This is a genomic window from Phaeobacter sp. B1627 (assembly GCF_006265095.1).
Taxonomy (GTDB): domain Bacteria; phylum Pseudomonadota; class Alphaproteobacteria; order Rhodobacterales; family Rhodobacteraceae; genus Epibacterium.
Genome location: NZ_VCNK01000002.1, coordinates 41,524 through 64,217, shown reverse-complemented (window position 1 = coordinate 64,217; position 22,694 = coordinate 41,524). Strand labels below are relative to the sequence as shown.

Annotated in this window: 20 protein-coding genes; 9 read left to right on the top strand and 11 right to left on the bottom strand. The window is 64.4% G+C overall.

Translation table 11 applies throughout. The annotated features are described in order from the left end of the window. The first annotated feature begins 77 nt into the window (after positions 1 to 77). Positions 78 to 506: a VOC family protein gene (locus FGE21_RS01725; protein ID WP_139661141.1), complete on the top strand. Its 429-nt coding sequence runs from the start codon at positions 78 to 80 to the stop codon at positions 504 to 506. 721 nt (positions 507 to 1,227) lie between these two features. Here the strand turns inward: FGE21_RS01725 and FGE21_RS01720 are convergent. The 3 genes from FGE21_RS01720 to FGE21_RS01710 all read right to left on the bottom strand — a co-directional run bounded on the left by FGE21_RS01720 (position 1,228) and on the right by FGE21_RS01710 (position 2,466). Further along, the gene (locus FGE21_RS01720) at positions 1,228 to 1,725 is read right to left on the bottom strand and encodes a MarR family winged helix-turn-helix transcriptional regulator (RefSeq protein WP_176695343.1); all 498 of its coding nucleotides are present in this window, start codon (positions 1,723 to 1,725) and stop codon (positions 1,228 to 1,230) included. A gap of 79 nt (positions 1,726 to 1,804) precedes the next feature. Then, positions 1,805 to 2,068 (bottom strand): succinate dehydrogenase assembly factor 2, encoded by a 264-nt coding sequence (locus FGE21_RS01715; RefSeq protein WP_139661139.1) that lies wholly within the window; start codon positions 2,066 to 2,068, stop codon positions 1,805 to 1,807. After that, positions 2,065 to 2,466, bottom strand: coding sequence for a helix-turn-helix transcriptional regulator (locus FGE21_RS01710; protein WP_139661138.1), 402 nt, complete (start codon positions 2,464 to 2,466; stop codon positions 2,065 to 2,067). Before FGE21_RS01710 ends, FGE21_RS01715 begins: the two co-directional genes overlap by 4 nt. Before the next feature lie 84 nt (positions 2,467 to 2,550). Here FGE21_RS01710 and FGE21_RS01705 point away from each other — a divergent pair, with 84 nt between their 5' ends. Together FGE21_RS01705 and FGE21_RS01700 are read left to right on the top strand one after the other, a co-directional pair. Further along, positions 2,551 to 3,753, top strand: coding sequence for a pyridoxal phosphate-dependent aminotransferase (locus tag FGE21_RS01705; protein WP_139661136.1), 1,203 nt, complete (start codon positions 2,551 to 2,553; stop codon positions 3,751 to 3,753). Positions 3,754 to 4,163: 410 nt separating this feature from the next. Beyond that, positions 4,164 to 4,568, top strand: coding sequence for a hypothetical protein (locus FGE21_RS01700; protein WP_139661134.1), 405 nt, complete (start codon positions 4,164 to 4,166; stop codon positions 4,566 to 4,568). 304 nt (positions 4,569 to 4,872) lie between these two features. On the opposite strand, the gene FGE21_RS01695 is transcribed toward FGE21_RS01700, so the two are convergent. The 4 genes from FGE21_RS01695 to FGE21_RS01680 form a co-directional block, all read right to left on the bottom strand. Then, positions 4,873 to 6,282: an MATE family efflux transporter gene (locus FGE21_RS01695; protein WP_139661132.1), complete on the bottom strand. Its 1,410-nt coding sequence runs from the start codon at positions 6,280 to 6,282 to the stop codon at positions 4,873 to 4,875. A 237-nt stretch (positions 6,283 to 6,519) separates the two neighbouring features. Continuing rightward, positions 6,520 to 7,719 carry a nickel/cobalt transporter gene (locus FGE21_RS01690; RefSeq protein WP_139661131.1) on the bottom strand — a complete coding sequence of 400 codons (1,200 nt, stop codon included), beginning with the start codon at positions 7,717 to 7,719 and terminating at the stop codon, positions 6,520 to 6,522. Between the two features lies 1 nt (position 7,720). After that, the gene (locus tag FGE21_RS01685) at positions 7,721 to 8,383 is read right to left on the bottom strand and encodes a DUF1007 family protein (RefSeq protein ID WP_139661129.1); all 663 of its coding nucleotides are present in this window, start codon (positions 8,381 to 8,383) and stop codon (positions 7,721 to 7,723) included. A 241-nt stretch (positions 8,384 to 8,624) separates the two neighbouring features. Then, the gene (locus tag FGE21_RS01680) at positions 8,625 to 9,233 is read right to left on the bottom strand and encodes a carboxymuconolactone decarboxylase family protein (protein WP_139661127.1); all 609 of its coding nucleotides are present in this window, start codon (positions 9,231 to 9,233) and stop codon (positions 8,625 to 8,627) included. Between the two features lie 293 nt (positions 9,234 to 9,526). Here FGE21_RS01680 and parE point away from each other — a divergent pair, with 293 nt between their 5' ends. The 4 genes from parE (at position 9,527) to FGE21_RS01660 (ending at position 14,120) form a co-directional block, all read left to right on the top strand. Next, positions 9,527 to 11,485 carry a DNA topoisomerase IV subunit B gene (gene parE, locus FGE21_RS01675; RefSeq protein ID WP_139661126.1) on the top strand — a complete coding sequence of 653 codons (1,959 nt, stop codon included), beginning with the start codon at positions 9,527 to 9,529 and terminating at the stop codon, positions 11,483 to 11,485. Positions 11,486 to 11,620: 135 nt separating this feature from the next. Further along, positions 11,621 to 12,220 carry a hypothetical protein gene (locus tag FGE21_RS01670; RefSeq protein ID WP_139661124.1) on the top strand — a complete coding sequence of 200 codons (600 nt, stop codon included), beginning with the start codon at positions 11,621 to 11,623 and terminating at the stop codon, positions 12,218 to 12,220. 566 nt (positions 12,221 to 12,786) lie between these two features. Next, complete coding sequence (locus tag FGE21_RS01665; RefSeq protein WP_139661122.1) at positions 12,787 to 13,470, top strand: hypothetical protein; 684 nt, start codon at positions 12,787 to 12,789, stop codon at positions 13,468 to 13,470. Positions 13,471 to 13,682: 212 nt separating this feature from the next. Beyond that, complete coding sequence (locus FGE21_RS01660) at positions 13,683 to 14,120, top strand: DMT family transporter (protein ID WP_139661121.1); 438 nt, start codon at positions 13,683 to 13,685, stop codon at positions 14,118 to 14,120. A gap of 91 nt (positions 14,121 to 14,211) precedes the next feature. On the opposite strand, the gene FGE21_RS01655 is transcribed toward FGE21_RS01660, so the two are convergent. From FGE21_RS01655 to proS, 4 genes are all read right to left on the bottom strand, one after another. Then, positions 14,212 to 14,895 carry an ABC transporter ATP-binding protein gene (locus tag FGE21_RS01655; protein WP_139661119.1) on the bottom strand — a complete coding sequence of 228 codons (684 nt, stop codon included), beginning with the start codon at positions 14,893 to 14,895 and terminating at the stop codon, positions 14,212 to 14,214. Further along, complete coding sequence (locus tag FGE21_RS01650) at positions 14,888 to 16,171, bottom strand: lipoprotein-releasing ABC transporter permease subunit (RefSeq protein ID WP_139661117.1); 1,284 nt, start codon at positions 16,169 to 16,171, stop codon at positions 14,888 to 14,890. The genes FGE21_RS01655 and FGE21_RS01650 overlap by 8 nt, the downstream gene beginning before the upstream one ends. Positions 16,172 to 16,259: 88 nt before the next feature. Continuing rightward, a complete protein-coding gene (locus FGE21_RS01645; RefSeq protein WP_139661116.1) occupies positions 16,260 to 16,781 on the bottom strand; it encodes a DUF2937 family protein in 522 nt (173 codons plus the stop codon). A gap of 448 nt (positions 16,782 to 17,229) precedes the next feature. Further along, a complete protein-coding gene (proS, locus tag FGE21_RS01640) occupies positions 17,230 to 18,585 on the bottom strand; it encodes a proline--tRNA ligase (protein WP_139661114.1) in 1,356 nt (451 codons plus the stop codon). 302 nt (positions 18,586 to 18,887) lie between these two features. Between proS and FGE21_RS01635 the strand changes: the two genes are divergently transcribed. Both FGE21_RS01635 and FGE21_RS01630 read left to right on the top strand, forming a co-directional pair. Beyond that, a complete protein-coding gene (locus FGE21_RS01635; protein WP_139661112.1) occupies positions 18,888 to 20,252 on the top strand; it encodes an FAD-dependent oxidoreductase in 1,365 nt (454 codons plus the stop codon). Positions 20,253 to 20,779: 527 nt separating this feature from the next. Then, entirely contained in the window at positions 20,780 to 22,522 is a 1,743-nt protein-coding gene (locus FGE21_RS01630) for an ATP-binding protein (RefSeq protein ID WP_139661110.1), read from the top strand. Positions 22,523 to 22,694: the final 172 nt, after the last annotated feature.

Below are 22,694 nucleotides of genomic sequence, written 5' to 3'. Positions count from 1 at the left end.
CCTCGACATTCCGGACCCGCAGCTTAGGGTAGGCCGCGACCGGCCATCATCCTGGCCGCTGGACAAAGGAGCTCCCGATGCCACTCAAATATTTGCACACCATGGTCCGTGTGAAGGATCTGGAAACGTCGATGGCCTTCTACCGCCTTCTCGGGCTCGAAGAAATCCGCCGTCATGACAGTGAACAGGGCCGATTCTCCCTGATTTTCCTGGCACCTCCCGGCCAGGATGAAGCCCCGATCGAGCTGACATACAACTGGGACGGTGATGACGCGCTGCCCGCCGACAGTCGCCACTTCGGCCATCTCGCCTATGAGGTCGATGATATCTACGCCACCTGCCAGCATCTGCAGGACAATGGCGTGGTGATCAACCGTCCGCCCCGCGATGGTCGCATGGCCTTCGTGCGCTCGCCGGACAATATCTCGATCGAACTGCTGCAGGCCGGTGACGCATTGGCCCCGGCAGAGCCCTGGTCGAGCATGGAAAACACCGGCCACTGGTAGTTCCCGCTTCGCCGTCGCCCCCCCAGGTGCACATGACTGCGAACATGACTGCGAATATAACGGAGAAAATGCCGGAAAAAGCACCCGGGAAAGTGCCGCTGGCACCTCAGTTGGCTGCAGATCCCATGCTGCAAGTGACGCTAGGTCATGCGAAAACTCCATAGCGCGCATTCGATCTGCGCCGGTTAGATCTACGGCGGTTAAATCTGCGCCGGGTCTGGCATCACCAAGGTCTGGCATCACCAAGAGCAACCCGGCGCAGGAGGAAACTGCGCCGGGCTGAATGATAGGAGCATGCCGCAGCATGCGATGGTCCGAGGCCAAGGCCGCCTCGGTGCATCAAAGTCTGGCCGGACTTCACGCAATCGCCTGATGCGCAAAACCCTGTCCACATCCGCGTCCCGGTCCCACGAACGGGCGCTGGCCGGCGTCCCCGCGAGGGGGTCACCGCCACAGCATATCCGTACCGCGAACTGCAACACATCTGTACACTATAACTGACTAAAGGCCGAGTTTGTCGGCTTCGGCAGGGCCTCGGTTGCTTCTGCAACCGCCCCCATCTCTGCATCCTGACTGCAAAACCTGCAGTGGCGAGGATAGGGTTGAAAGTTTCGCTGGATCGTCCTCTTCGGCTTGTCTTTTATTGGCAGAGCCATATTGGGGCGATCTGGCAAATCTATCTTGAAACTTCCCGGACCTCGGGGCCCGCAAAAGCGATTTTTTAGTAGATGTAACGGATCTGGTCAGACCAGTAACGTTCCATCCGCTTGAGGGAGCCGGTAATATCCTCGATCCCTTCAGCGCTGATCACGCCTTTGGTCTCAAGTCCCTCTGCGTGACGCGAAAACAGTGACGTAACAATGTCACGGATTTCCCGGCCGCGGGGGGTCAGACGCACACGCACCGACCGACGGTCGATCTCGCAGCGCTGATGGTGCATATAGCCCATCTCCACCAGCTTCTTCAAATTGTAGCTTACGTTACTGCCCTGATAATAGCCGCGGGTCTTCAGTTCCCCGGCTGTCACCTCATTGTCGCCAATGTTGAACAGCAACAGAGCCTGCACCGCATTGATGTCAAGGACACCTACACGTTCAAACTCATCCTTGATCACGTCCAGCAGCAGGCGGTGCAGGCGCTCCACCAATGCCAGGGCATCAAGGTATCCAGTCATGAAACCTTTACGGTCCAGCTGGCTGATCGGTCGTTCCATACTCATTCAGCATCTCCGAATCGAAATTGCTTCATGACGAATGTGACGACAATTTCCTGAGAATGAGTTAAACCGAATTTCCCTTTTATTTTTCGTATGTTCGAGAGATCTCTCCGATCAGGGCCCCGAAGCGCTCCGGCGCGGGGGCCTGACCCGTTACCCATTGGTACAGATCCTGGTCGTTCTCCCGCAAAAGCCTGTCATACAAGTCCATTTTTTCCGGCTCCATCTCGGCCAGATTCGTGGCCGCATATTCGGTCAGCAGGATGTCCATTTCCTTGATTCCGCGCCGCATCGAGCGCATCGTCAGACGCTTGATGCGGATCTCGCGCGTTTCCGCGCTCGTCATTGCGCGGGCTCCTGCGCTGCGGCCAGACGGCGCAGGGCCTTTTCCAGGCGCCCGGCCCGTTCCGCCTGCGCCCGCAGATCCTCGCGCAGCGCCCGCAACTCGCGCGCGATCACCGCCATGTCGTCGCCAAGCGTATCCTCGGACGGGGCGGCGAGATCGTCCCCCTCCCCCGTCAGCAGCCAGCTCATCGAGACATTCAACAGCCCCGACAGCATCGACAACTTGTTGGCCCGCGGCTCCGACAGATCCTGCTCCCACCCCACCAAGGTGGATTTCTTGACCCCCATGCGACGCGCCAGCTGCCCCTGTGACATGGCCGCACTTTCCCGTGCCGCCGCCACGCGGTCGCCAAAAGTTGCGGCGTCAGGGCCATACCAGTCCATATCGGTCTCGGTCATATAGGTCTCTCCTTCGGGATGACTTGATTGCCGTTCGACGCCACCCTAAGACGTTTCCATACGACATTCAAACCGAGGCCCGACATGTCTTTCCTTTCTGCGACGCTTTCCCGTGTGAAGCCCTCTCCGACCATTGCGGTCACCAACAAGGCCAAAGAGTTGAAGGCCGCGGGGCGCGACGTGATCGGCCTGGGCGCCGGGGAACCCGACTTTGACACGCCGCAAAACATCAAGGATGCAGGCATCGCCGCGATCCGGGCGGGCCACACCAAATACACCGCCGTCGACGGCATCCCGGAACTGAAACAGGCGATTTGCGAAAAATTCAAGCGCGACAACGGCCTGGACTATAGTCCCGCGCAAATCTCGGTGAACTCCGGCGGCAAGCAGACGCTCTACAATGCGCTGATGGCGACGCTCAATCCCGGCGACGAGGTGATCATTCCGGCCCCCTATTGGGTCAGCTATCCCGACATGGTGCTGCTCGCGGGGGGCACGCCGGTGGCGGTCGAAGCGAGCCTCGCGACCAGCTTCAAGCTCACGCCCGAGCAGCTGGAGGCCGCAATCACCCCAAAGACCAAATGGTTCATCTTCAACTCCCCCTCCAACCCCACCGGAGCGGGCTATTCGCGGGCGGAGCTGAAGGCGCTGACGGATGTGCTGATGCGCCACCCCCATGTCTGGATCATGACCGACGACATGTACGAACACCTGGCCTATGACGGGTTCGAGTTCTGCACCCCCGCCCAGGTGGAGCCCGGGCTCTACGCGCGCACCCTGACCTGCAACGGGGTGTCCAAAGCCTATGCGATGACCGGCTGGCGGATCGGCTTTGCCGCAGGCCCCGAGGCGTTGATCACGGCGATGCGCAAGGTCCAGTCGCAATCCACTTCGAACCCCTGTTCGATCAGCCAATACGCCGCCATAGAGGCCCTCACCGGCCCGCAGGACTACCTGACCCGCCACAACGAGATCTTCGTGCGTCGCCGCAACATGGCGGTCTCGATGCTGTCCGAGATCGACGGCATCACCTGCCCGGTGCCGGAGGGGGCCTTCTACGTCTACCCCTCGATTGCGGGGCTCATCGGCAAGACCTCTCCGGCGGGGACGCGCATCGAGACTGACGAAGATTTCGCCAATGCGCTGCTGGACGAAGCGGATGTGGCGGTGGTCTTTGGCGCAGCCTTCGGCCTGTCGCCGAACTTCCGGGTGAGCTATGCCACCTCGGACGAGGCCCTGCAGGAGGCCTGCCGCCGCATCCAAACGTTCTGCGCCTCGCTCACCTGAGGGCGACCTGCGGCTGCAGGGACGGCAGGGCACCGGGCGCGACTATCCACAGTGAGGCACAGGGGGGCACAGGGGGGGGCAACGCAAGAAGTGCAGAGATACCCCGGAGGTTTTGCGCTGCGCTACGCGCATCGCGCGGGGGCGGGGGCCGCGCCTTTCAGGCGCGGCCCCCGCCCGGCCCAACCAATGTGTGATGCGCGCCGCAGGCGGGCGGTGCACATGGGCGGGAGCACCACCGCAACGGTGCCGTGACGATACCCATCACGACCGCACCGCCGATGGCTCTCGGGTCTGACGCGGCCCGTGCGCCAGCATGCAATATGCTTGCCACCTGGCCACAGCCTGCTACCCTGACAGTGCCCCTGCGCACACCAAGACCCCAGCAAAGAGCTGATCTGAATAGGATTTTCATGACACCCGCCCTGCCAGACTACTACTTCCGCATCCGCGAAAACGGCGCGCTGGTATTCCGGATCGACAGCGAAAACCGCAACCGTCGGATCGAGATGGACCAGATTGCGGTCGTGAATCTCCGCAAAGGTGAGATCAAGCCTCACGGTGACCGGGTGCTGAGCCCAGAGGACCGGGCAGCCATTGACCGCTGGATGGCGGAGCGAACAGGCCTCCTGTCCCGCCGGGAGGTCGACGACATCCTGCGCACGGTGGATCACCTGAACCTCACCGCGCAATGGGCCCAGTCCCGCGCCACGGACGCACAACTCGACGATGTGACCGACGCGCTGCTGCTGGCGATGCATGATCTGCGCAATGTGCTGGTGCGCAAAAAGGCCGACCGGCTGACCAAGGGCAACTGATCCCACCCCGATCCGGCAGCTGCCACACTCAATCTCCGGCAGCTGCCACACTCAATCCGGCGAAGTCCGGGTTGCAGGTCGGGTCACATGTGGGATCACAGGTCGGATCGAAGTACAGATCGCAGTGCCGCCGCGCAGTCGCGCCGGAAATCCAGCCTGCTCCCGCCAGCCCGTTCCAATCCGCCACCGGTCCCCGCGCGCCCCGGCGCGCGCCTGCCCACTCAGGCGTGCCCGCCCTCTCAGACGCGGACCACCCGCCTCAGCAACCGCATCCAGTATCCATCCAGTCCGCATCCCGGCCGCATCAGATGGCGGGATCCGCATCCCCGGCGACGCCCGCCGCAACCGGCAACTCCGCCCGCCCCAGCGCATGCAGCCAGAACCGGACCAGCAGCAAAGCACCCGCGGTGCTGAGCCCGAGGATCAACCCGGTCCAGACACCGACGCCGCCCATGCCGAACCGGAACCCCAGAATATAGGAGGTCGGCACCCCCACCACCCAATAGCTGAGCGCCGCCATCACCATCGGAACGCCCGTGTCGAGCAACCCGCGCAGCAGCCCCAGCGCAATCGCCTGCATGCCATCCATCAACTGGAATAGCCCCGCCATCGCCAGCAGCGAAATACCGATCGCCAGGATATCCTGCTTTTGCGGGTCATCCGGGTCGAGGAACATGAGAACCAACGGCTCTGGCGTCAGGAAAAACACCAGCGCCGTTGCCACCGCGATCACCAAGGAGGCCACCGTGACCACCACCGCGCCGCGCACCATATGGTCCTTGTCGCCACGGCCCAGCGCGGTGCCGACCCGGATCGTGGCCGCATTCGACAATCCCAGATGCATCATGAACGTCAGCCCCGCCACCGTCATCGCGATGCCATGCGCCGCCAGCGCCACCGTGCCCAACCACCCCATCATCAGCGATGACGCGGTGAACAGGCTGACCTCGCACAGGGTGGTCAGGCCGATCGGCAGACCATGACGAAAGATCTCGCGCAGCATTTCCCAATCCGGATGGTGCAGGTTGCGCAGCAGATCATGCTCCGGCAGGCGCCAAAGACTATAGGCGATCACCGCCAGAACGGACACCGCCTGGGTCGCCAGAGACGCCAGCGCAGCCCCCCGCAGTCCCATCTCGGGGGCGCCGAAATTGCCGAAGATCAACGCGTAGTTGGCCACTGCATTGACCAGCGTTGCAACCACCGTGATCCACAGAACGGCCTGTGTGCGCTCCAGCCCGGCCAGGTAGGATTTCAGCACCATCACCAGCAGCGCCGGGAAAATCCCCCAGCCCGCAATCCGCAGATAGGCCCCCGCATCGGCCGCCACCTGGGCCTCCTGTCCGGCGGCCAGCAGGATGGATTCGGAATACCACATCATCGGCATGGCGATCAGCCCGTAGAGCAGCGAAAGCCACAGCCCCATCCGGGTGGCCCGCCTGATCCGGCGATGATCCCCCGTCGCCGCCGCCGACGCCACCACCGGCATGACCGCAAAGGCAAAGCCGGCCCCCAGAATGAACCAGACGAAAAAGAACGACTGCCCCAGCGTCACCGCCGCCAGCTCGCCAATCCCGTACCAGCCGAGCATCACCGTATCGGTCATGCCGATCGCGAATTGCGCCAGATGGCCGCCGATCAGCGGCAGGCCGAGAACGGACAGGGCACGCACATGGCCGCCATAGCTCATTTGGGTTGATCCGGGGGTCACCATTGCACGGTCTCCTTGTCCAAAAGCCCTTAGGCCGCGGTGGAGGTGGCGACAAGTCAGCTTTGCGTACCGATACAATTGCACAAGGTTTCAGCACAAGTGAATCGTTTCATATGTGCGGACTGCGCGCTGCGGAGTTTACCCCGTCGCGACAGTCGGGGCATATGGGCGCGCCTGTCTGCAGCCTGTATGCCGCCAAACCGCCACCAGTTGGCAGCCAGATGGCAGCCAGCCAGCCCCTCAAAGACTGCGCAGCAGAAGTTGCAGACAGAAGATCAGGACGAGCCCGCCCGCACAGACCTCGAGTACCGCCGCCAGACGGGCACCGCCGCCTGCCGCCGTATCTGGCCCCATGTCTGGCCCCGTGCCTGACGCTGTACCTGACGCTGGGCCTGACGCTGCTAACCCTGTGCCTGACCCTGTTGCGGCTCCCTGCCCCCGGCCGCGCGCCAGCAGCCCGTTGCGCACCCCGGCGGCGACCAATGCCACCACAAGCGTGACACTGGCGGTACCGAGCCCCATCACAAAGGTCCCCGCAACCCCTGCCCCCAGAACCCCCAGCCGCCAGGTCAGCAACAGCAGGAACACCGCGCCGGTGCAGGGACGCGCCGCAATGGCCAGCACAATCGCCAGCGCTTCGCGCAGGGAGCTCAGCCCTTCGGCCTCCTCCGGGGTGGGGCCGTGGCGATGGCCGCAACTGGCGCAGACCTCCCCCGCCGCGCCGGAGTGCAGGGGATCTGTATGACTGTGCTCTGTATGACTGTGGCCTGAATGACTGTGGCCTGAGTGGCTGTGTTCAGCGTGGCTGTGGCCTGTACTGTGGCCAACATGAGCGTGCTCAGCCTGATGCCCGTGATGCCCCTGGTGCCCGTGATGACCACCGTGACCGCCGTCCCCTACACCGCCGAATGGCAGCACCGCCGTCTGGCGCCAGAGCCGGAAGAACCGCCGCAGCCCCCGCAGCATCAGATAGAGCCCCAGCAGCGCCATCAACCCGTAGGAGACCGGTGCCAGCAGGCGTTCAGCGGTATCGGTCAGCCGCACGCGCCCCCAATCAAACAGCCATACCCCCGCCAGCACCAGGAGGACCGCCGTTGCGGCCTGCGCCAGGGATGAGGCCACCGCCAGCCCCGACAGACGCCACAGCGGCACCGACCGGCCCAGGCCGTAGCCGCCGATGACCATCTTGCCGTGACCCGGCCCCGCCGCGTGAAAGAACCCGTAGGCGAAACAGACACCCATCAGGCTCCACCAGGCGCCGGGGGCCCCGGCCTTCAGCGCCCGCAAGCCCCGCGCCATGGCGTTCTGCGCCTCCCGTTGCGCCTCCGCCGCCGCCCGCAACAGATGGTCCGCACCACCAAATCCCCAGAGCCAGAGCGCCACCGCGCCCACGGCCACCAGCATCAGCAGGCTCAGCGCGGTCAGGACAGGCCGCGCCATCTCAGGCGTCGCAGTCCAGCATCACGGTGGTGGCAAAGGCGCGGCCCACCTCCGGATAGGCATCTTCGGCCTGATCGGCCGGCATCGCATAGAGCAGCTCTTCGACCAGCGTATAGGCCCGGTCCAGATCCGGCGCTGTCACCGTGGCGGTGCAGGGGCCGCTCACGCGCACCCCGCGGCTGATTTCATAGGCGGTGTAATAGGTGGGATCATAGGCCCGTAGCGTCACCCCGGCGGCCTCTACCGGCACCGGCGCGGTCACTTCGCGCCGATGCCGGGTGGTGATGACACCATTCGCCACTTCGGTGCTCAGATGCTGCGGCGCGCCCAGCACCTGCGCCTGTTCCTGTTCCTGTCCCGGTGCGTCGGGGCCGGTGGTCACATATAGGTCACCCGCAAACCCCGGCGACCAGTTCAGATCGAACCCCTGCAGCGTCTGCAGCTCCTGCGGCGTCAGCTGACCGTCAAGATCCCCATCCAGCGCCAGATCCTCGAAGATCAGCAGCGAATAGAAATCGTCATAGGCCCAGGTGACCTCCACCGCGCGCAGAATGCCCGCGTCATCCACCTCCAGCGCCAGCCCCGTATCGACAAAGATATGGGGATGCGCCGCGAGCGGAGCAGGCAACAGCAGCCACAGGCCGAGAAATACAGGTCTCATCATGGCTCCGACTCCTACAGCGCCCGCAGCCTCCTCTCAAGCCTGCATATCGCCGCGCATTGCCACCGGCACCCTGACGCCGATCCCTGCCAGCATGACCCGCCAGATAACCGCCCCCGACGCCATCACCACCGACCATCACGGCGATCACCCGTTCGGCTACCACGGGCTGGCTGACACTGGCTCTGCCGCCCCGATGCCCCGCCGCCCTCTCGGGTTCATCTGTCGGGTTCACCTCACAGATTCAGCGGTGGCTCCAGTCCTGCGGATCGTCGAGATTGCCAGGGCTGAGCCCCAGCACATCGCCCTTGGTCGAGCAGCCAAGCCCCAAAACCGTCCGGTTGGCATAGGCGAAATAGGCCACCACCTGATTGATCTCGAGGATCTCGCCATCGCTCAGCCCGGCGTCGCGCAGCGGCCAGACGTCCTGCGATGTCAACTCCGCCGGTTGCTCTGTCAGCTTGCGCGCATATCGCAGCGCCGCCCGTTCGGCCTGCCGGACCGGCATGGCGGCAACGTCGCGCGCTTCAACCGCCGCCAACATGGCGGCGACGCGCTCCTCGTCATACATCAGCCGCTTCAGCCCGGCCTCGTGATGAAGCCTGCAATACTCACAATCGTTCAGCGCCGAAACCCAGACCCCCAGCAGCTCCAGAAACCACTTGGGCCGCTCGTTGCTGGTGTGATGCAGAACGTTCTTGTACAGCGCCATATGGCCTTCCATCGAATGCGGCCGCAGGGAATGCAGCTGCATGATGTTGTCCACCTGGCCATCCGGCCCCGTCATCCGTTCATAAAGTTCGCGCAGCTTCCCCGTCGCGTTCCGAAACGGAATCACCTCGATCCACGGCATCAATTACCTCTTACCAAACACTGGCCTGATATTGGCCCACTCGTACAAAACATCGCCAGAAGGTAGGCTGTGGACTATATTATGCAAGCCGGATGCGCCTGGGAAGGTGAATATATCACGCGGATTGTCATATTAACGGAGCGCCTGCGGCTCTGCCGCAACACCCACGCCCCGTTACCGCAAAGAACGCCCTCCCCGGCCCCCTCCCGGCTCCGCGCACTGCGCCCCTTCCCCCGCCCTGCGACATGCGCCATAATGGGCCCAACCAATAGCAACAATGAGCAGCGCGACACATGGCCGACGATCTTCTCAGCCCCAACACGTCCGAAACCTATGACGCTTCCTCCATCGAGGTGCTCGAAGGGCTGGAACCGGTGCGCCAACGTCCCGGCATGTATATCGGCGGCACCGACGAGCGCGCCCTGCACCATATGGTGGCCGAGATCCTCGACAACTCCATGGACGAGGCCGTCGCGGGCCACGCCAACCGGATCGAAATCACCCTGAACGCCGACTACTCGGTGACCATCACCGACAACGGCCGCGGCATCCCGATCGATCCGCACCCGAAGTTCCCCGACAAATCCGCGCTGGAGGTGATCCTCTGCACTCTGCACGCGGGCGGCAAATTCTCCGGCAAGGCCTATCAGACCTCCGGCGGTCTGCACGGTGTGGGCTCCTCGGTGGTCAACGCGCTCTCGGACAGTCTGGTGGTGCAGGTGGCCAAGAACAAGGAACTGTTCGAACAACGGTTTTCGCGCGGCATCCCCCTTGGTCCGGTCGAAAAAATCGGCGCCGCCCCCAACAAGCGCGGCACTTTCGTCACCTTTCACGCCGACGAGCAGATCTTCGGCTCGCATCGGTTCAAACCCAAACGCCTCTTCACCCTCGCCCGCTCCAAGGCCTATCTGTTCTCCGGCGTCGAGATCCGCTGGAAGAGCGCCATCGATGACGGCGAGACCCCGACCGAGGCGACCTTCCATTTCCCCGGCGGCCTCAAGGACTACCTGACCGAGGTGCTGGGCAAATCCACCACCTATGCCGATGCGCCCTTTGCCGGCAAAGTGGAGTTCCGCGAGAAATTCGGCGAACCCGGCTATGTGGAATGGGCGATCAACTGGACCCCCTCGCGCGACGGCTTCACCCAGAGCTACTGCAACACCGTCCCCACGCCTGAGGGCGGCACCCATGTGGCGGGATTCTGGGCCGCCATACTCAAGGGGATCAAGGCCTATGGCGAGCTGGTCGGCAACAAGAAGGCCGCCCAGATCACCCGCGACGACCTGATGGCGGGGGGCTGCGGGCTGGTGTCCTGCTTCATCGCCGACCCGGCCTTTGTTGGACAGACCAAGGACCGCCTGTCCACCGAAAGCGCCGCGCGCATGGTCGAGAACTCGGTCCGTGACCATTTCGACAACTGGCTGGCGGCCGATACCAAATCCGCCGGCGCCATCCTCGATTTCCTGATCCTGCGCTCCGAGGAACGGCTGCGCCGCAAACAGGAAAAAGAGACCCAGCGCAAATCCGCCACCAAGAAACTGCGCCTGCCCGGCAAGCTCACCGACTGTTCCTCCAAGGACCGCTCCGGCACCGAGCTGTTCATCGTCGAGGGCGACAGCGCCGGCGGCTCCGGCAAGGGCGCGCGGCACCGGGAATATCAGGCGCTGCTGCCGCTCAAGGGCAAGATCCTGAACGTGCTCGGCGCCGCTTCCGGCAAGCTCTCCTCCAACGCCGAGATCCGCGACCTCTGCGAGGCGCTCGGCGTCGGTCTCGGCACCCGCTTCAACCTCGACGATCTGCGCTATGACAAGATCATCATCATGACCGATGCGGATGTGGACGGCGCCCATATCGCCTCCTTGCTGATGACTTTCTTCTTCACCCAGATGCGGCCGCTGATCGACGGTGGACACCTCTACCTCGCCTGTCCGCCGCTGTTCCGCCTGACCCAGGGCGCGCGCCGAGTCTATTGCCTCGACGAGGCAGAGCGCGACAAATGGCTGGAGAAGGGGCTGGGCGGCAAAGGCAAGATCGACGTCTCCCGCTTCAAGGGTCTGGGCGAGATGGACGCCAAGGATCTCAAGGAGACCACCATGGATCCCAAGACCCGCAAGCTGATCCGCGTCACCATCGACGAGGACGAGCCCGGCGAAACCGGCGATCTGGTCGAGCGTCTGATGGGCAAGAAACCCGAGCTGCGCTACCAATACATCCAGGAAAACGCCAAATTCGTCGAAGAGCTGGACGTCTGAGGGGCACCCCGCAGGCTGGACGCGTCCTCGAAAAAAATCTCCCCCCTCGAAAAAAATGCGCATCCCCCCGAATAATCCGGGCTCTGCCGGTGTTTTCCAAGCATCAGACAACAACGACAGACGAAGGAACACATCATGGCCGAGACCATCAAAATCGCAGGCAAAGCCTATCCCGCCGACGTTGCCGGCATGCTCAAGCACAACACCATGCGCAACACCTTCGGCAACTGGATCGCGCGCGAGAAAAAAGTCCTGCTGCCGCACATCAAATTCGCGATCGCACAGATGAACAACGCCGATGGCCGTCATCTGTTTCAGACCTACCTCTCGCACGATGTGGCCGAAGCGGACCGGATCGATCTGCCGATCAACATCTATTCCATCCTCGATCAGGAGGACAAAAGCGACACCCCCCGCGCCGCCGCCTTCAAGGCTGTGCTGAACAAGGCGAAGAAATTCACCCTCGGCCCGCTGGATCACTACCGGCCGGAGTTCTTCGAGTCCAAAACCTTTCGCGATCTGGTGATCAAGCTGATCGGCCAGACCGATGCCAAGAAAGAGGCAAAGGCCCAGGGCATCAAGGACGACAAGGCCCTGTTCGAGATCATGATCCTCACCAACAGCGACCGCAAGGACGAGGCCATCAAGCAGGCCAAGGCTCTGGTGAAGAAGGAGAAACTCAGCAAGGATCAGGAAGCCTCGCTGATCCGGCAGATCAAACACGGACGCCCCTGAGCGACCAGAGGGCTGGCGGGCGGCGGGACCTCTGTGCAGGCCTCTGTTGCCTGCCCGCCGCCCGCCTCTGTTGCCTCCCCACCGTCTGCTAGGCTCGCGCCCCTGCCGCCCGTCAGTGATGCGCCCCCGCCGCCCGCCCGGCTGCGCAGATCTTAACCGTGCCCTGTCATTGTGCGGGGGTCGCGACATCGGAGGCGGGCTGACATCCCGCCCCACACAGGAGAACAGGCCCCCACAGACCACCCTCCTCCGGGTGCAGGGGATCTCAGCGAGACGCGGCCACCCCGCGCCCCCTCTCCGCCCCCCGGGGATTGAAACCCACCGGGCGGCGCCGCCTCTCACCGACGCTCTTTCGCCTCGATCCTATCCGGTCGCCCTCTCCCGAGGTTGATCCCGCGGACCTCTCCCGCCTACACTTCTCCCGCCAGCAGGTCTCCCGGCCCGGCAGAGGGGGTCTTTTGCCTGCGCAGATGCCACCCGCAGACAGTCCACGCCGTCCGCCCCCAGCCACGAGGATCCGCCCATGCTTCCTGCCTTTGACGACACCAGCCGGGTGCCGCGCGACCGTGACTAGACCTCTGCTCTGCCTCCTGATCCTGCTCACCGCCTGCGGGCGGTTGCCGACCGCACAGGAGCGGCTGTTTCTCGGGCAAATCCACGGCACCAGCCTCGATCTGGATCGTCTGCGGCTGGTCGAGGGCGCCCCCCTGCGCGCCGTCACCTTCCGCCGCCCGCAACGCCCGCGCGTCACCTGCCGCGAGCGCATCCTGCCCCCACGCCCGGCCGGCGAAGAGGTCACCGCCTCACCCGCGGCCGTGGCTCTCTTCAATCGGATCTTCTTCACCCGCGACTGGTTCATGGACAACTACCTCCCCGAATTCCCCGAGGCGCTGCCTCTGGTCGAGGCGATGCTGCTCGCCCACGAAGCCACCCACGCCTGGCAATGGCAGAACCGCGCCCGCACCGGCTACACCCCGCTGAAGGCGCTGCGCGAACACAGGGTCTCGCCCGACCCCTATCTCTTTGACCCCGAGGGATCGGCCAGCTTCCTGGACTACGGCTATGAACAACAGGGCACCATCGTCGAGGAATATGTCTGCTGCCGGGCACTCGCGCCCGAGGCCTCCCGCACCCGGCGCCTGCACGCGATGCTGGCCGCCGCCATGCCTGTCTCCGCCCTGCCGCAGCGCCGTCAAAGCGACGTCTACCTGCCGTGGAAAGGGGCGCAGATCGACGGCATCTGCGATTGAAAAATCATGTCCCACGTGGCACTTCGCAGAAAATCCCCGCGCCGGCCGAGACAGCCCTTGTGAGCCTGCGAACTTGCCGCCATGGTGCCCCCACAGGACAGGTGCAGCACCGGCGCAGGACGGGCGCAGGACGGGCACAGCACTGGCGAAAACCGGGCGCAGGATACCCGCGACTCAGACTGGACGAGGCGGTGATGGGAAGAGGAAGCGACATGACCCAATATGCGCTGATCATGCTGGCGGCCGGCATCGGCATTCCGGTGCTGGCTGCGCTCAACGCGCGGTTGGGGCAGTTTCTCGGCGCTCCGGGGGCGGCCTGTGTGGTGCTGTTCGCGGTCGCCTTCCTGACGGCGCTGGCCTTTTACGGGCTGGTCGGACCAAAGACGCTGATGCAGGCGGCAAGCGCCCCGAAACACCTGCTGCTGGCGGGCTTCCTCGTGGCCTTCTATGTCCTGTCGATCACCCATGTCGCGCCCCATTTCGGAGTGGGCAATGCGGTGTTCTTCGTGCTGCTCGGGCAGCTCATCTCAGCGGCGGCGATTGATCACTTCGGCCTCTTCGGCGCTCAGGTCAGCCCGCTGACGGCGATGCGGATGCTGGGAATTTCCGTCATGGCCTGCGGCGTCTGGATTACGCAAATCGCCGCCTGATCGCCACCTGTCTGCCGCCGGAGGTCCCGCCCCGTCCGCATACGGCAGACGCGCGTCGCCCGGCACCTTTTCCGCGCCGCGCCCTGCCCGTTCATCCAGCGCAGAGCACCCCGTCCTCCAGCCGCACCACCCGGTCCATCCGGGACGCCAGATCGAGGTTATGGGTCGCAATCAGCGCCGACAGCCCGGTTTCCGCAACCAGCCGCATCAACACCTCAAACACCTGATCCGAGGTGCCGGGATCGAGGTTCCCGGTCGGCTCATCCGCCAGCAACAGACGCGGCCGGTTGGCCAGTGCCCGGCAGACCGCCACCCGCTGCTGCTCGCCGCCAGAAAGCGCCGCCGGACGATGCGCGGCGCGGCGCTCCAGCCCCACCAGCGCCAACAGCTCGGCGCCGCGCGCCTCTGCCGCCCGCTGCGACACGCCATCCGCCAGCTGCGGCAGCACGATGTTCTCCAACGCCGTGAATTCCGGCAGCAGATGGTGGAACTGATAGACGAACCCCACGTCCTGCCGCCGCACCCGGGTGCGCCTGCGCTCGCTCGCGCCGCTCATGTCCTGCCCGCCGATCCGCACCGCGCCCGCATCGGCCGTATCCAGCAGACCCGCAATCTGCAGCAGGGTCGATTTGCCCGCCCCCGACGGCGCCACCAGTGCCACCACTTCGCCCGCATGCAGGGTGAGATCCGCCCCGCGCAGCACCTGCACCTCTCCCGGCGTGCCCGGCAGATAGGTCTTCTCCAACCCCTCCAGCTGCAATGTGATCTCACTCATAGCGCAGCGCCTCCACCGGGTTCATCCGCGCCGCACGGCGGGCGGGAAAGATCGTGACCAGAAACGACAGCCCCAGCGACAGGGCAACCGCCGACAGCACATCGCCCAACCGCAGTTCTGCCGGCAAGGCATAGATCCCCCGGATCGACGGATCCCAGACGCCGCCGCCCATCGCATAGTTCACAAAGGAGAAAATCGGATCGATATAGAGCGCAAACAGGCATCCCAGCGCCACCCCCATCACGGTGCCGATCACGCCGGTGACCGAGCCGCAGATGAAGAACACCCGCATGATCGACCCCTCGCTGAGCCCGATGGTGCGCAGGATCCCGATATCGCGCCCCTTGTTCTTCACCAGCATGATCAGGCCGGAGACGATATTCATCGTCGCAATCAGCACCAGGATCGACAGGATCACGAACATCACATTGTCCTCGACCTCCAGCGCCCGCAGGAATCCCCCCGAGGCATCCCGCCAGCTCCAGACGCCATAGCCCGTGCCCGCCGCCTGTATCAGCGGCAGCACATACTGATCCACCGCTTCGGGATCGGCCACCATGACTTCGATCTCATCGGCGACGCCGTCGCGGTTGAAATAGCTCTGCGCCTCGGCAAAGGGCAGATAGGCGCGGGTGTTGTCGATATCATAGCGCCCGGCGGTAAAGACATAGACCACCTCATAGGCGTTGACCCGCGGTGAGGTGCCAAAGGCGGTCTTGATCCCGTTGGGCGAGATCAGCTTCAGCTTGTCCCCCACCTGCAGCCCGAGACTGCGCGCCACACCGGATCCGATGGCGATCCCCTCGTTGAAACGGGACAGATCGCCATAGGCCTCGGCGCTCCGGGCCACGCCCGGAATCTGCGCGAGATCCGCCGCCGAGATGCCATAGACCTGCACGCCGGCATTACGGTCGCCGCGACTGGCCATCACCTGCCCCTTGATCAGGGGCGCAGCCTGCAGGACCCCCGGCACCTGCCGCGCCGCCTCTGCCAGCGCGGCATAGTCGGTGATCGTGCGGTCCAGCCTGCCCCCCTCCGTCACCTCTCCATGGGCATAGAGCGTGGCATGGGCATTGGCGCCGAGAATGGTGCCGACGAATTCCGACCGAAAGCCGGAGCGCACCGCCAGGGTCGCAATCAGCGCAAACACCGCCAGCGTGATGCCGATCAGTGAAATCCAGGTCATCACCGACACGCCGCCTTCGCTGCGGCGGGCCCGCAGATAGCGCCAGGCAATCATCCACTCGAAACGGGCAAAAGGTGCAGGTCCGGCCATGCAGGCTATCTTTCTGTGCAGAGCGCGGACAGGATCCGGCGCGGGAAGCTGGGCATCGAGCGGACCCTAGGCGCGAGCGATGAGAGGGTCAAGCAAGCCGGTTGCGGCGCTGGCGCATCCGGGCCGACCTGCGCCGCAGCAGCCCCAGCAGCGCCCCGAGCCCCCTGAGACCCCCGGCGCCCAGAATCCCCCCTGCCGCCATCAACAGCAGCGCATCCGCAGAGACCGGCAGAGCAGGCTCGAAGGCCCCGAGGGTGGCCGCCGCAATGTCGGTTTCCGCAAAGCGGCGCAGATGCAGCGCGCGATCCACCGGTGCCAGCGCAGCCAGCTCATGGAGGTCCGCAGCCAGCCGCTCGTAGCGGTCGATGGTGGCGGCCATGGTCTCGGCCCGCTGCGCCCCGATCTCGCCCGAGCGGGCCAGTTGCACCAGGGCCGAATGGCGCTCGAGCCCCAATGCGGCGGCGTCCGCATCAAACTCCGCCACGGTGCGTCGCAGCGCATCGACGTGACCACCCAGCCGCTGCAGATAGGCCTGCGCATAGGCGGGAAACTGGGACAGGCCCGCGCCCGCGCACAGCCCACCCAACAGAGGGATCACACGCGACATCATGGCTCTGCTCCTTTCGACCGGTATCGGGAGGCATGAGAATGCAGCCCCAATCGTGAGATTCAACCCCTTGTGCCCCGGGGTCAGCTCTTTGCCCGCCAACCGACCGGAAAAGCCGGCCCCTCAATGGAGCGATAGAAATGCCCAATACACATCTGGGCACAAAGCTGGACTACACGCCGGGCGCAAAGCGTCAGTCCAAAGCGTCAGCGCAAATCGTCTGCCCAAAGCATCGGCCCAAAACATCAATCTGGCCCACCTGCCCCTGCGGGAGCGGGGCGCTCCCGCCCCCTTTTGGTGTTTTGCCAAAGGCAAAACGCCGAAAAGGCGTTGGGGGTGGCGCCGGGCCTCTGGCCCGGCGCCACCCCCAACCCGCAAGGCCCAACGGGACAAGGGCACCCTGTGCCCGCAGGACCGGCGGGAGCAGCCACCGGTCGCAGATCTCAGGCGCTCAGAAGCCGCGCGGTGTCGGATGCGCGGCGTAGATGGCGGCGATCTTCTTCACCGCCTCTTCCGGGCTCAGCTCTTCGCTTTCGCCGGTCCGGCGGGAAGTCAGCTCAACGACGCCGTTTTTCAGGCCCCGCGGCCCCACCGTGATCCGCCAGGGCAGACCGATCAGATCCATGCCTGCGAACTTCGCACCGGCCCGCTCCTTGCGGTCATCATAAAGCGGTTCCAACCCGATCGCGGTGAGTGCCGCATAGAGCTGCTCGCAGGCGGCATCCGCCTCACCGTCGCCCTGCTTCAGATTGACGATCCCGCAATGGAACGGCGTGACCCCCTCGGGCCAGATGATGCCCTTGTCGTCGTGGCTCGCCTCGATGATCGCCCCCAGCAGGCGCGACACACCAATCCCGTGCGACCCCATATGCACCGGAACCGACGCGCCATCGCCGGTCTGGACGGTGGCATTCAGGGCCTCGGAATATTTGGTGCCGAAATAGAAGATCTGGCCCACTTCGATCCCGCGTGCGACACGGCGGCGCTCCTCGGGAACGGCCTCGAACAGAGCCGCATCATGGGTCTCGTCGGTGCGGGCGTATTTCGAGGTGAACTCCTCCAGGATCGCCTGGCACTGCGCGACGTCATCATAGTTGATGTCACGATCGCCAAAGGTCAGGTCGGTCACCGCGCTGTCATAAAACACCTCCGACTCGCCGGTGTCGGCCAGCACCAGGAATTCATGGGTGTAATCGCCGCCAATCGGCCCGCCGTCGGCGCGCATGGGGATCGCCTGCAGCCCCATGCGTTCATAGGTGCGCAGGTAGCTGACCAGATGGCGGTTGTAGGCGTGCAGCGCGTCCTCTTTGCTGAGGTCGAAGTTATAGCCGTCCTTCATGTAGAATTCCCGCCCCCGCATCACACCGAACCGCGGCCGGATCTCGTCGCGGAATTTCCACTGGATCTGATACATCGTCAGCGGCAGGTCCTTGTAGCTGCTGACATTGGCGCGGAACACATCCGTGATCAGCTCTTCGGCGGTGGGCGTGAACAGCATGTCGCGATCGTGGCGGTCCTTGATCCGCAGCATTTCCTCGCCATAGGCGTCATAGCGCCCGGACTCGCGCCACAGATCCGCCGACTGGATGGTCGGCATCAGCATCGGGATATGACCCGCGCGCATCTGTTCTTCGTGCACGATGCCTTCGATCTTCTTCAGCACGCGAAACCCCAGCGGCAGCCAGGAATAAATCCCGGCGGCGGACTGTTTGATCATGCCGGCGCGCAGCATGTAGCGATGGCTGACGACCTGAGCCTCGGAAGGGGTTTCCTTGAGGACAGGCAGGAAATAGCGGGACAGGCGCATGTTGGCTCCGTGCGGTAAAATTGGTTTGGCCCGGTGTAGAAGGTGTGGCTGGGTCAGACAAGAGCCGAGATCATCGCCGCACCCGACCGCACCCTGCGCGGCGCACCGCCATGCGCCCCCCCGTGCGCCTCCCGTATGCACCCCGCCCGTATGCCTCCCCCTGTGCGCCCCTGTTCCCCCGGTGCCCCCGTGCCCCTGTGACCCCCTGCAATGTCAGGTGGCAATCCCGGGCGGCAATCAAGACTTGAACCACGGTTCAGGATTTCGCATCGTGGTTCGAGTTTTCCCCGGAGGCCGCACAGATGAGCCAGACGATCACCGAACCCGCGCGTGAGATTGATGTCATTCACCGGACCGATGTCCTAGTGGTCGGCTCCGGCCCCGGCGGGCTGGCGGCGGCGCTTGCGGCGGCCCGCACCGGTGTCGCGGTGACGCTGCTGGAGCGGTTCGGCTGTTTCGGCGGCAATATTACCGCCGTCGGCGTCGAGGGCTTTGCCTGGTATCGCCACGCGGAAACGGTGGAGGCCGGCGGCATCGGCTGGGAATTCGAGGAGCGCGCCAAGGCGATGGATGCGGCCACGCCCGAAAGCCAGTCGCTGTCCTACGAGCTGGACGCCGAAGGGTTCAAACTGGTGGCCGACCAGCTGATTGAGGAGGCAGGCATCCACCCGATGCTGCACCGCATGTATGTGGCGCCGCTCCGCGAGGGCAAGCGGATCACCGGGGTGATCGTGGAATCAAAGGCCGGCCGCGAGGCGATCCTGGCGAAACGGGTGATCGACGCCACCGGCGATGCGGATATCGCCCGGATGATGGGGGCGCCGACGATCAAGACTCCGGTCGAGGAGATGCAGGCCGCCAGCGTCATGTTCCACATCGCAGGCGTCGACAAGCAGAAATTCATGGAGGGCGTCAAGGCCGACCCCCAGACCTACAAGGACTGGTCCACGGGCGAATGGCAGGTGGAGACCTCGGGCAAGGAGGACGACATGTTCTCGCCCTTCCTCGCCAAACCCTTTGCGCAGGCGCTGAAGGACGGGCTGATCCCGGCGCATCTCAACACCATCGGCGGCACCTGGGGCGCGGTGCATGACTCGGGCGAGATGACCTATATGAACCTGGTGCATCTCGCAGGCTGCGACGGCACCGACCCCGACAGCATGACCCGGTTTGAGATCGAGGGCCGCAAACAGGCGATGCATGCGATCAATGCGCTCAAGTACTATACGCCCGGCTGCGGCGGCGCCCGGCTGCGCAACTTCGGCATGACCATCGGCATCCGCGACACCCGCAAGCTCGATGCGCAGTACAATATGACCGAGGCAGATGTCCGCGAGCAGGGCCGCTTCGACGACAGCATCGGCATCTACCCGGAGTTCATCGACGGCTACGGCGTGCTGATCCTGCCCACCACCGGGCGCTACATGCAGATCCCCTATCGCGCCATGCTGCCGAAACAGGTCGAGGGTCTGCTGGTCACCGGCCGTGCCATCGGCGGCGACCGGATCGCCCATGCGGCAACCCGGAACATGGCCTGCTGCGCCGTGGCCGGTCAGGGCGCGGGAATCGCCGCCGCCCTCTCGGTCAAGGCTGACTGCGCGCTCGATTCCCTGGCGATTTCAGAGGTTCAGACGGAATTGAAACGACAGGGCGTGCGCATCGCCTGAACAGGAGCTGCCGGATTTTCCGCCCCCGCCGCCTGTTCAGCCACCTGTTCTGCCACCTGTCCGCAGGCCGTTGTTTTGATCCAAGGCGCGGGCCGGTTTCGGCACCAGTTTTTAGGCCAGTGTTGAGGCCCGTGTTGGGGCAGCTGTTGAGGCCGCTCCGTTCAAGGTCCTGACGTGGCCACCAGTCGGACGCGCCAGGTCAACCCACGTCAACCCAGGTCAACCCAAGGCAAGCCAGAATATATGAGGGCGAACCAGCGCGCACTCCGGCAAACTAGGAAAAAGGCGATCTACCTCATAGCCTGGGATCCGCAGGCGGGGTAGAAGCGCAAAGCGGGCAATAAAGCTCCGCAAAGCACTCTTAAAATGCCTTAAATTCAACATAGTTTTTTGCCACTTTAACCCGAAATTTGAGTATTTAATGAACAGAATTCGACAAACGCAGCAGCCGTGTTGCGCTGTCACGCCCGTCCCGACGCGACACTAATTCGCCCCCATTTCTGACCTTTGACAGATCCGGTTGCCATATGAATCATTCAGTCACGCTGAGACCAGATGCTATCGATATTCTGATCCGGAAGCTTGGGCTCCTGGATGCCGACCCAGATCCGGTGTTTGACACATTGTCCGGCCTGTCCGCCGAGGTTTTGCAGGCGCCGACGGTGGTTCTGGCCTTCGCGGCGCGCAGTGACGATGGCATTGCCGTCAAAAGCGCAGTCGGCACCGCCGGGCGCGAGGCTGACCTGCTGCAGATGGCGCTGGTGCGGATCTTCTTTGCCCATATCCTGGCCACCGATGACGCAGTTCGGATCGGTCGAATTCATCCCTCTGCCCTGCTGCCAACCCTGTTCACCGCGCAATCCGGCTCCGGCTCAGATACGGATACGGATGCGGATGCTGCCACATCCCTGTCCGGCCTCGGCGTACCGGTTCACCTGGCCGACGGCACCCCGATCGGCGCCCTCTGTGTACTTGACAGCGGTCCGCGCGACTGGAGCGACGGCGACCTGCAGAGGCTGCAACAGATCGCGACCTGCGTAGACCAGCGCATCGGCTGCAGGCTGGCGCTTCATCAGGCCCGCACGGCGGAGGCGCAGGCCCGCCAGGATGCGGAGGCGCGGAAATCCTGGCTGGCCAATATGAGCCATGAAATCCGCACGCCTCTCAATGGCATCATCGGTTCGGTGGACCTGCTGATGCAGGGGGCGGCGCAACCGGCCACGCCGCCGCAGGATCAGACCGAGCTGCTGCGGGCGGTGAACCGCTCGGCGCAGAACCTCTACCGGTTGCTGAACGATGCGCTCGACATCGCCAAGATCGACGCGGGCAAGCTGGAACTGATCCCCGCCCCCTTTGATCTGCGCGACATGGTCCATGACGTGGCCAAGCTGTTCTCCGCCAATGCCGCCGCCAAGAACGTGGATCTCAATCTCCGGTTCGTCGATGTGCCGGTGGGCGAAATGCGGCTGGGCGACAGTTTCCGCCTGGCGCAGGTCCTCGGCAACCTGTTGAGCAACGCGGTCAAATTCACCGATGCGGGCTCTGTCACGCTCTGTCTGCGCGGCAGCCCGCAGGGGCTGCAGATCCAGATCCGTGACAGCGGCTGCGGCATTGCGCCGGACGCAATGGAACATTTGTTCAAACCCTTCGTGCAGGCCGATGCGATCACCGCGCGCGACAAGGGGGGCACCGGCCTCGGGATGGCGATCGTGCAGCAGATCGTGGAGCTGATGAACGGCCGCATCCGCGCCGAGAGCAGCTATGGCGAGGGCACCACCGTTCATCTGACCCTGCCGATGCCGATCACCGAACCCCAAAAGCCGCGCGCTGCGGCTCCGGTCAGCCGCAGCGATTCCCTGCCGCAGTTGCTGCGCGGAAAGCGGGTTCTGGTCGCCGATGACAGCGCCGCCAACCGTATGGTTCTGACCAAGATGCTGGAACATTTGGGGGCGATCGTCGACACGGCGCGGGATGGCGGCGACGCCTATGGCCGCGCGGTCGCCACCTGCTATGATGTGCTGATGCTGGATATTCAGATGCCGGTGCTCAGCGGAACCGAGGTGCTCAAACAGCTGCAGGACCTGTTTCGCACCGGTCGCTCCGGTGCCGAAACGGCCGATAACGCGCTCTGTCTGGCGGTGACCGGCAACGCCTTTGCCGAACAGACCCGCGAATACCGCGAGGCCGGGTTTGATGGCTGTCTGGCCAAGCCCCTGCGTCAATCTGATCTGCTTCGGGTGCTGACGCCGCTGCTCTCGCCTCGCCGCTGAGCGCCGCCGCCGCTCCGCCCTGATGGCCGCCGCCGCTCCCTGCCTGATACCGCGCCGTTCCCTGCCTGATGCCGCGCCGCTCCTGATGTGCTGCGGGCGCAGCTCCCTGATGCACGCGACGGGCAGGTCAACTCTCTCTTGCAACTCCATGACCTATGGGCGATCACAGGGG

Bases quoted from the DNA above. Each gene is read 5' to 3' on its own strand.
- FGE21_RS01660 (WP_139661121.1), top strand. From the start codon at position 13,683: ATGACCCAATATGCGCTGATCATGCTGGCGGCCGGCATCGGCATTCCG.
- FGE21_RS01700 (WP_139661134.1), top strand. From the start codon at position 4,164: ATGACACCCGCCCTGCCAGACTACTACTTCCGCATCCGCGAAAACGGC.
- FGE21_RS01670 (WP_139661124.1), top strand. From the start codon at position 11,621: ATGGCCGAGACCATCAAAATCGCAGGCAAAGCCTATCCCGCCGACGTT.
- FGE21_RS01630 (WP_139661110.1), top strand. From the start codon at position 20,780: ATGAATCATTCAGTCACGCTGAGACCAGATGCTATCGATATTCTGATC.
- FGE21_RS01645 (WP_139661116.1), bottom strand. From the start codon at position 16,781: ATGATGTCGCGTGTGATCCCTCTGTTGGGTGGGCTGTGCGCGGGCGCG.
- proS (WP_139661114.1), bottom strand. From the start codon at position 18,585: ATGCGCCTGTCCCGCTATTTCCTGCCTGTCCTCAAGGAAACCCCTTCC.
- FGE21_RS01655 (WP_139661119.1), bottom strand. From the start codon at position 14,895: ATGAGTGAGATCACATTGCAGCTGGAGGGGTTGGAGAAGACCTATCTG.
- FGE21_RS01680 (WP_139661127.1), bottom strand. From the start codon at position 9,233: ATGCCGTGGATCGAGGTGATTCCGTTTCGGAACGCGACGGGGAAGCTG.
- parE (WP_139661126.1), top strand. From the start codon at position 9,527: ATGGCCGACGATCTTCTCAGCCCCAACACGTCCGAAACCTATGACGCT.
- FGE21_RS01705 (WP_139661136.1), top strand. From the start codon at position 2,551: ATGTCTTTCCTTTCTGCGACGCTTTCCCGTGTGAAGCCCTCTCCGACC.
- FGE21_RS01635 (WP_139661112.1), top strand. From the start codon at position 18,888: ATGAGCCAGACGATCACCGAACCCGCGCGTGAGATTGATGTCATTCAC.
- FGE21_RS01685 (WP_139661129.1), bottom strand. From the start codon at position 8,383: ATGATGAGACCTGTATTTCTCGGCCTGTGGCTGCTGTTGCCTGCTCCG.
- FGE21_RS01690 (WP_139661131.1), bottom strand. From the start codon at position 7,719: ATGGCGCGGCCTGTCCTGACCGCGCTGAGCCTGCTGATGCTGGTGGCC.
- FGE21_RS01695 (WP_139661132.1), bottom strand. From the start codon at position 6,282: ATGGTGACCCCCGGATCAACCCAAATGAGCTATGGCGGCCATGTGCGT.
- FGE21_RS01650 (WP_139661117.1), bottom strand. From the start codon at position 16,171: ATGGCCGGACCTGCACCTTTTGCCCGTTTCGAGTGGATGATTGCCTGG.
- FGE21_RS01725 (WP_139661141.1), top strand. From the start codon at position 78: ATGCCACTCAAATATTTGCACACCATGGTCCGTGTGAAGGATCTGGAA.
- FGE21_RS01715 (WP_139661139.1), bottom strand. From the start codon at position 2,068: ATGACGAGCGCGGAAACGCGCGAGATCCGCATCAAGCGTCTGACGATG.
- FGE21_RS01720 (WP_176695343.1), bottom strand. From the start codon at position 1,725: ATGAGTATGGAACGACCGATCAGCCAGCTGGACCGTAAAGGTTTCATG.
- FGE21_RS01710 (WP_139661138.1), bottom strand. From the start codon at position 2,466: ATGACCGAGACCGATATGGACTGGTATGGCCCTGACGCCGCAACTTTT.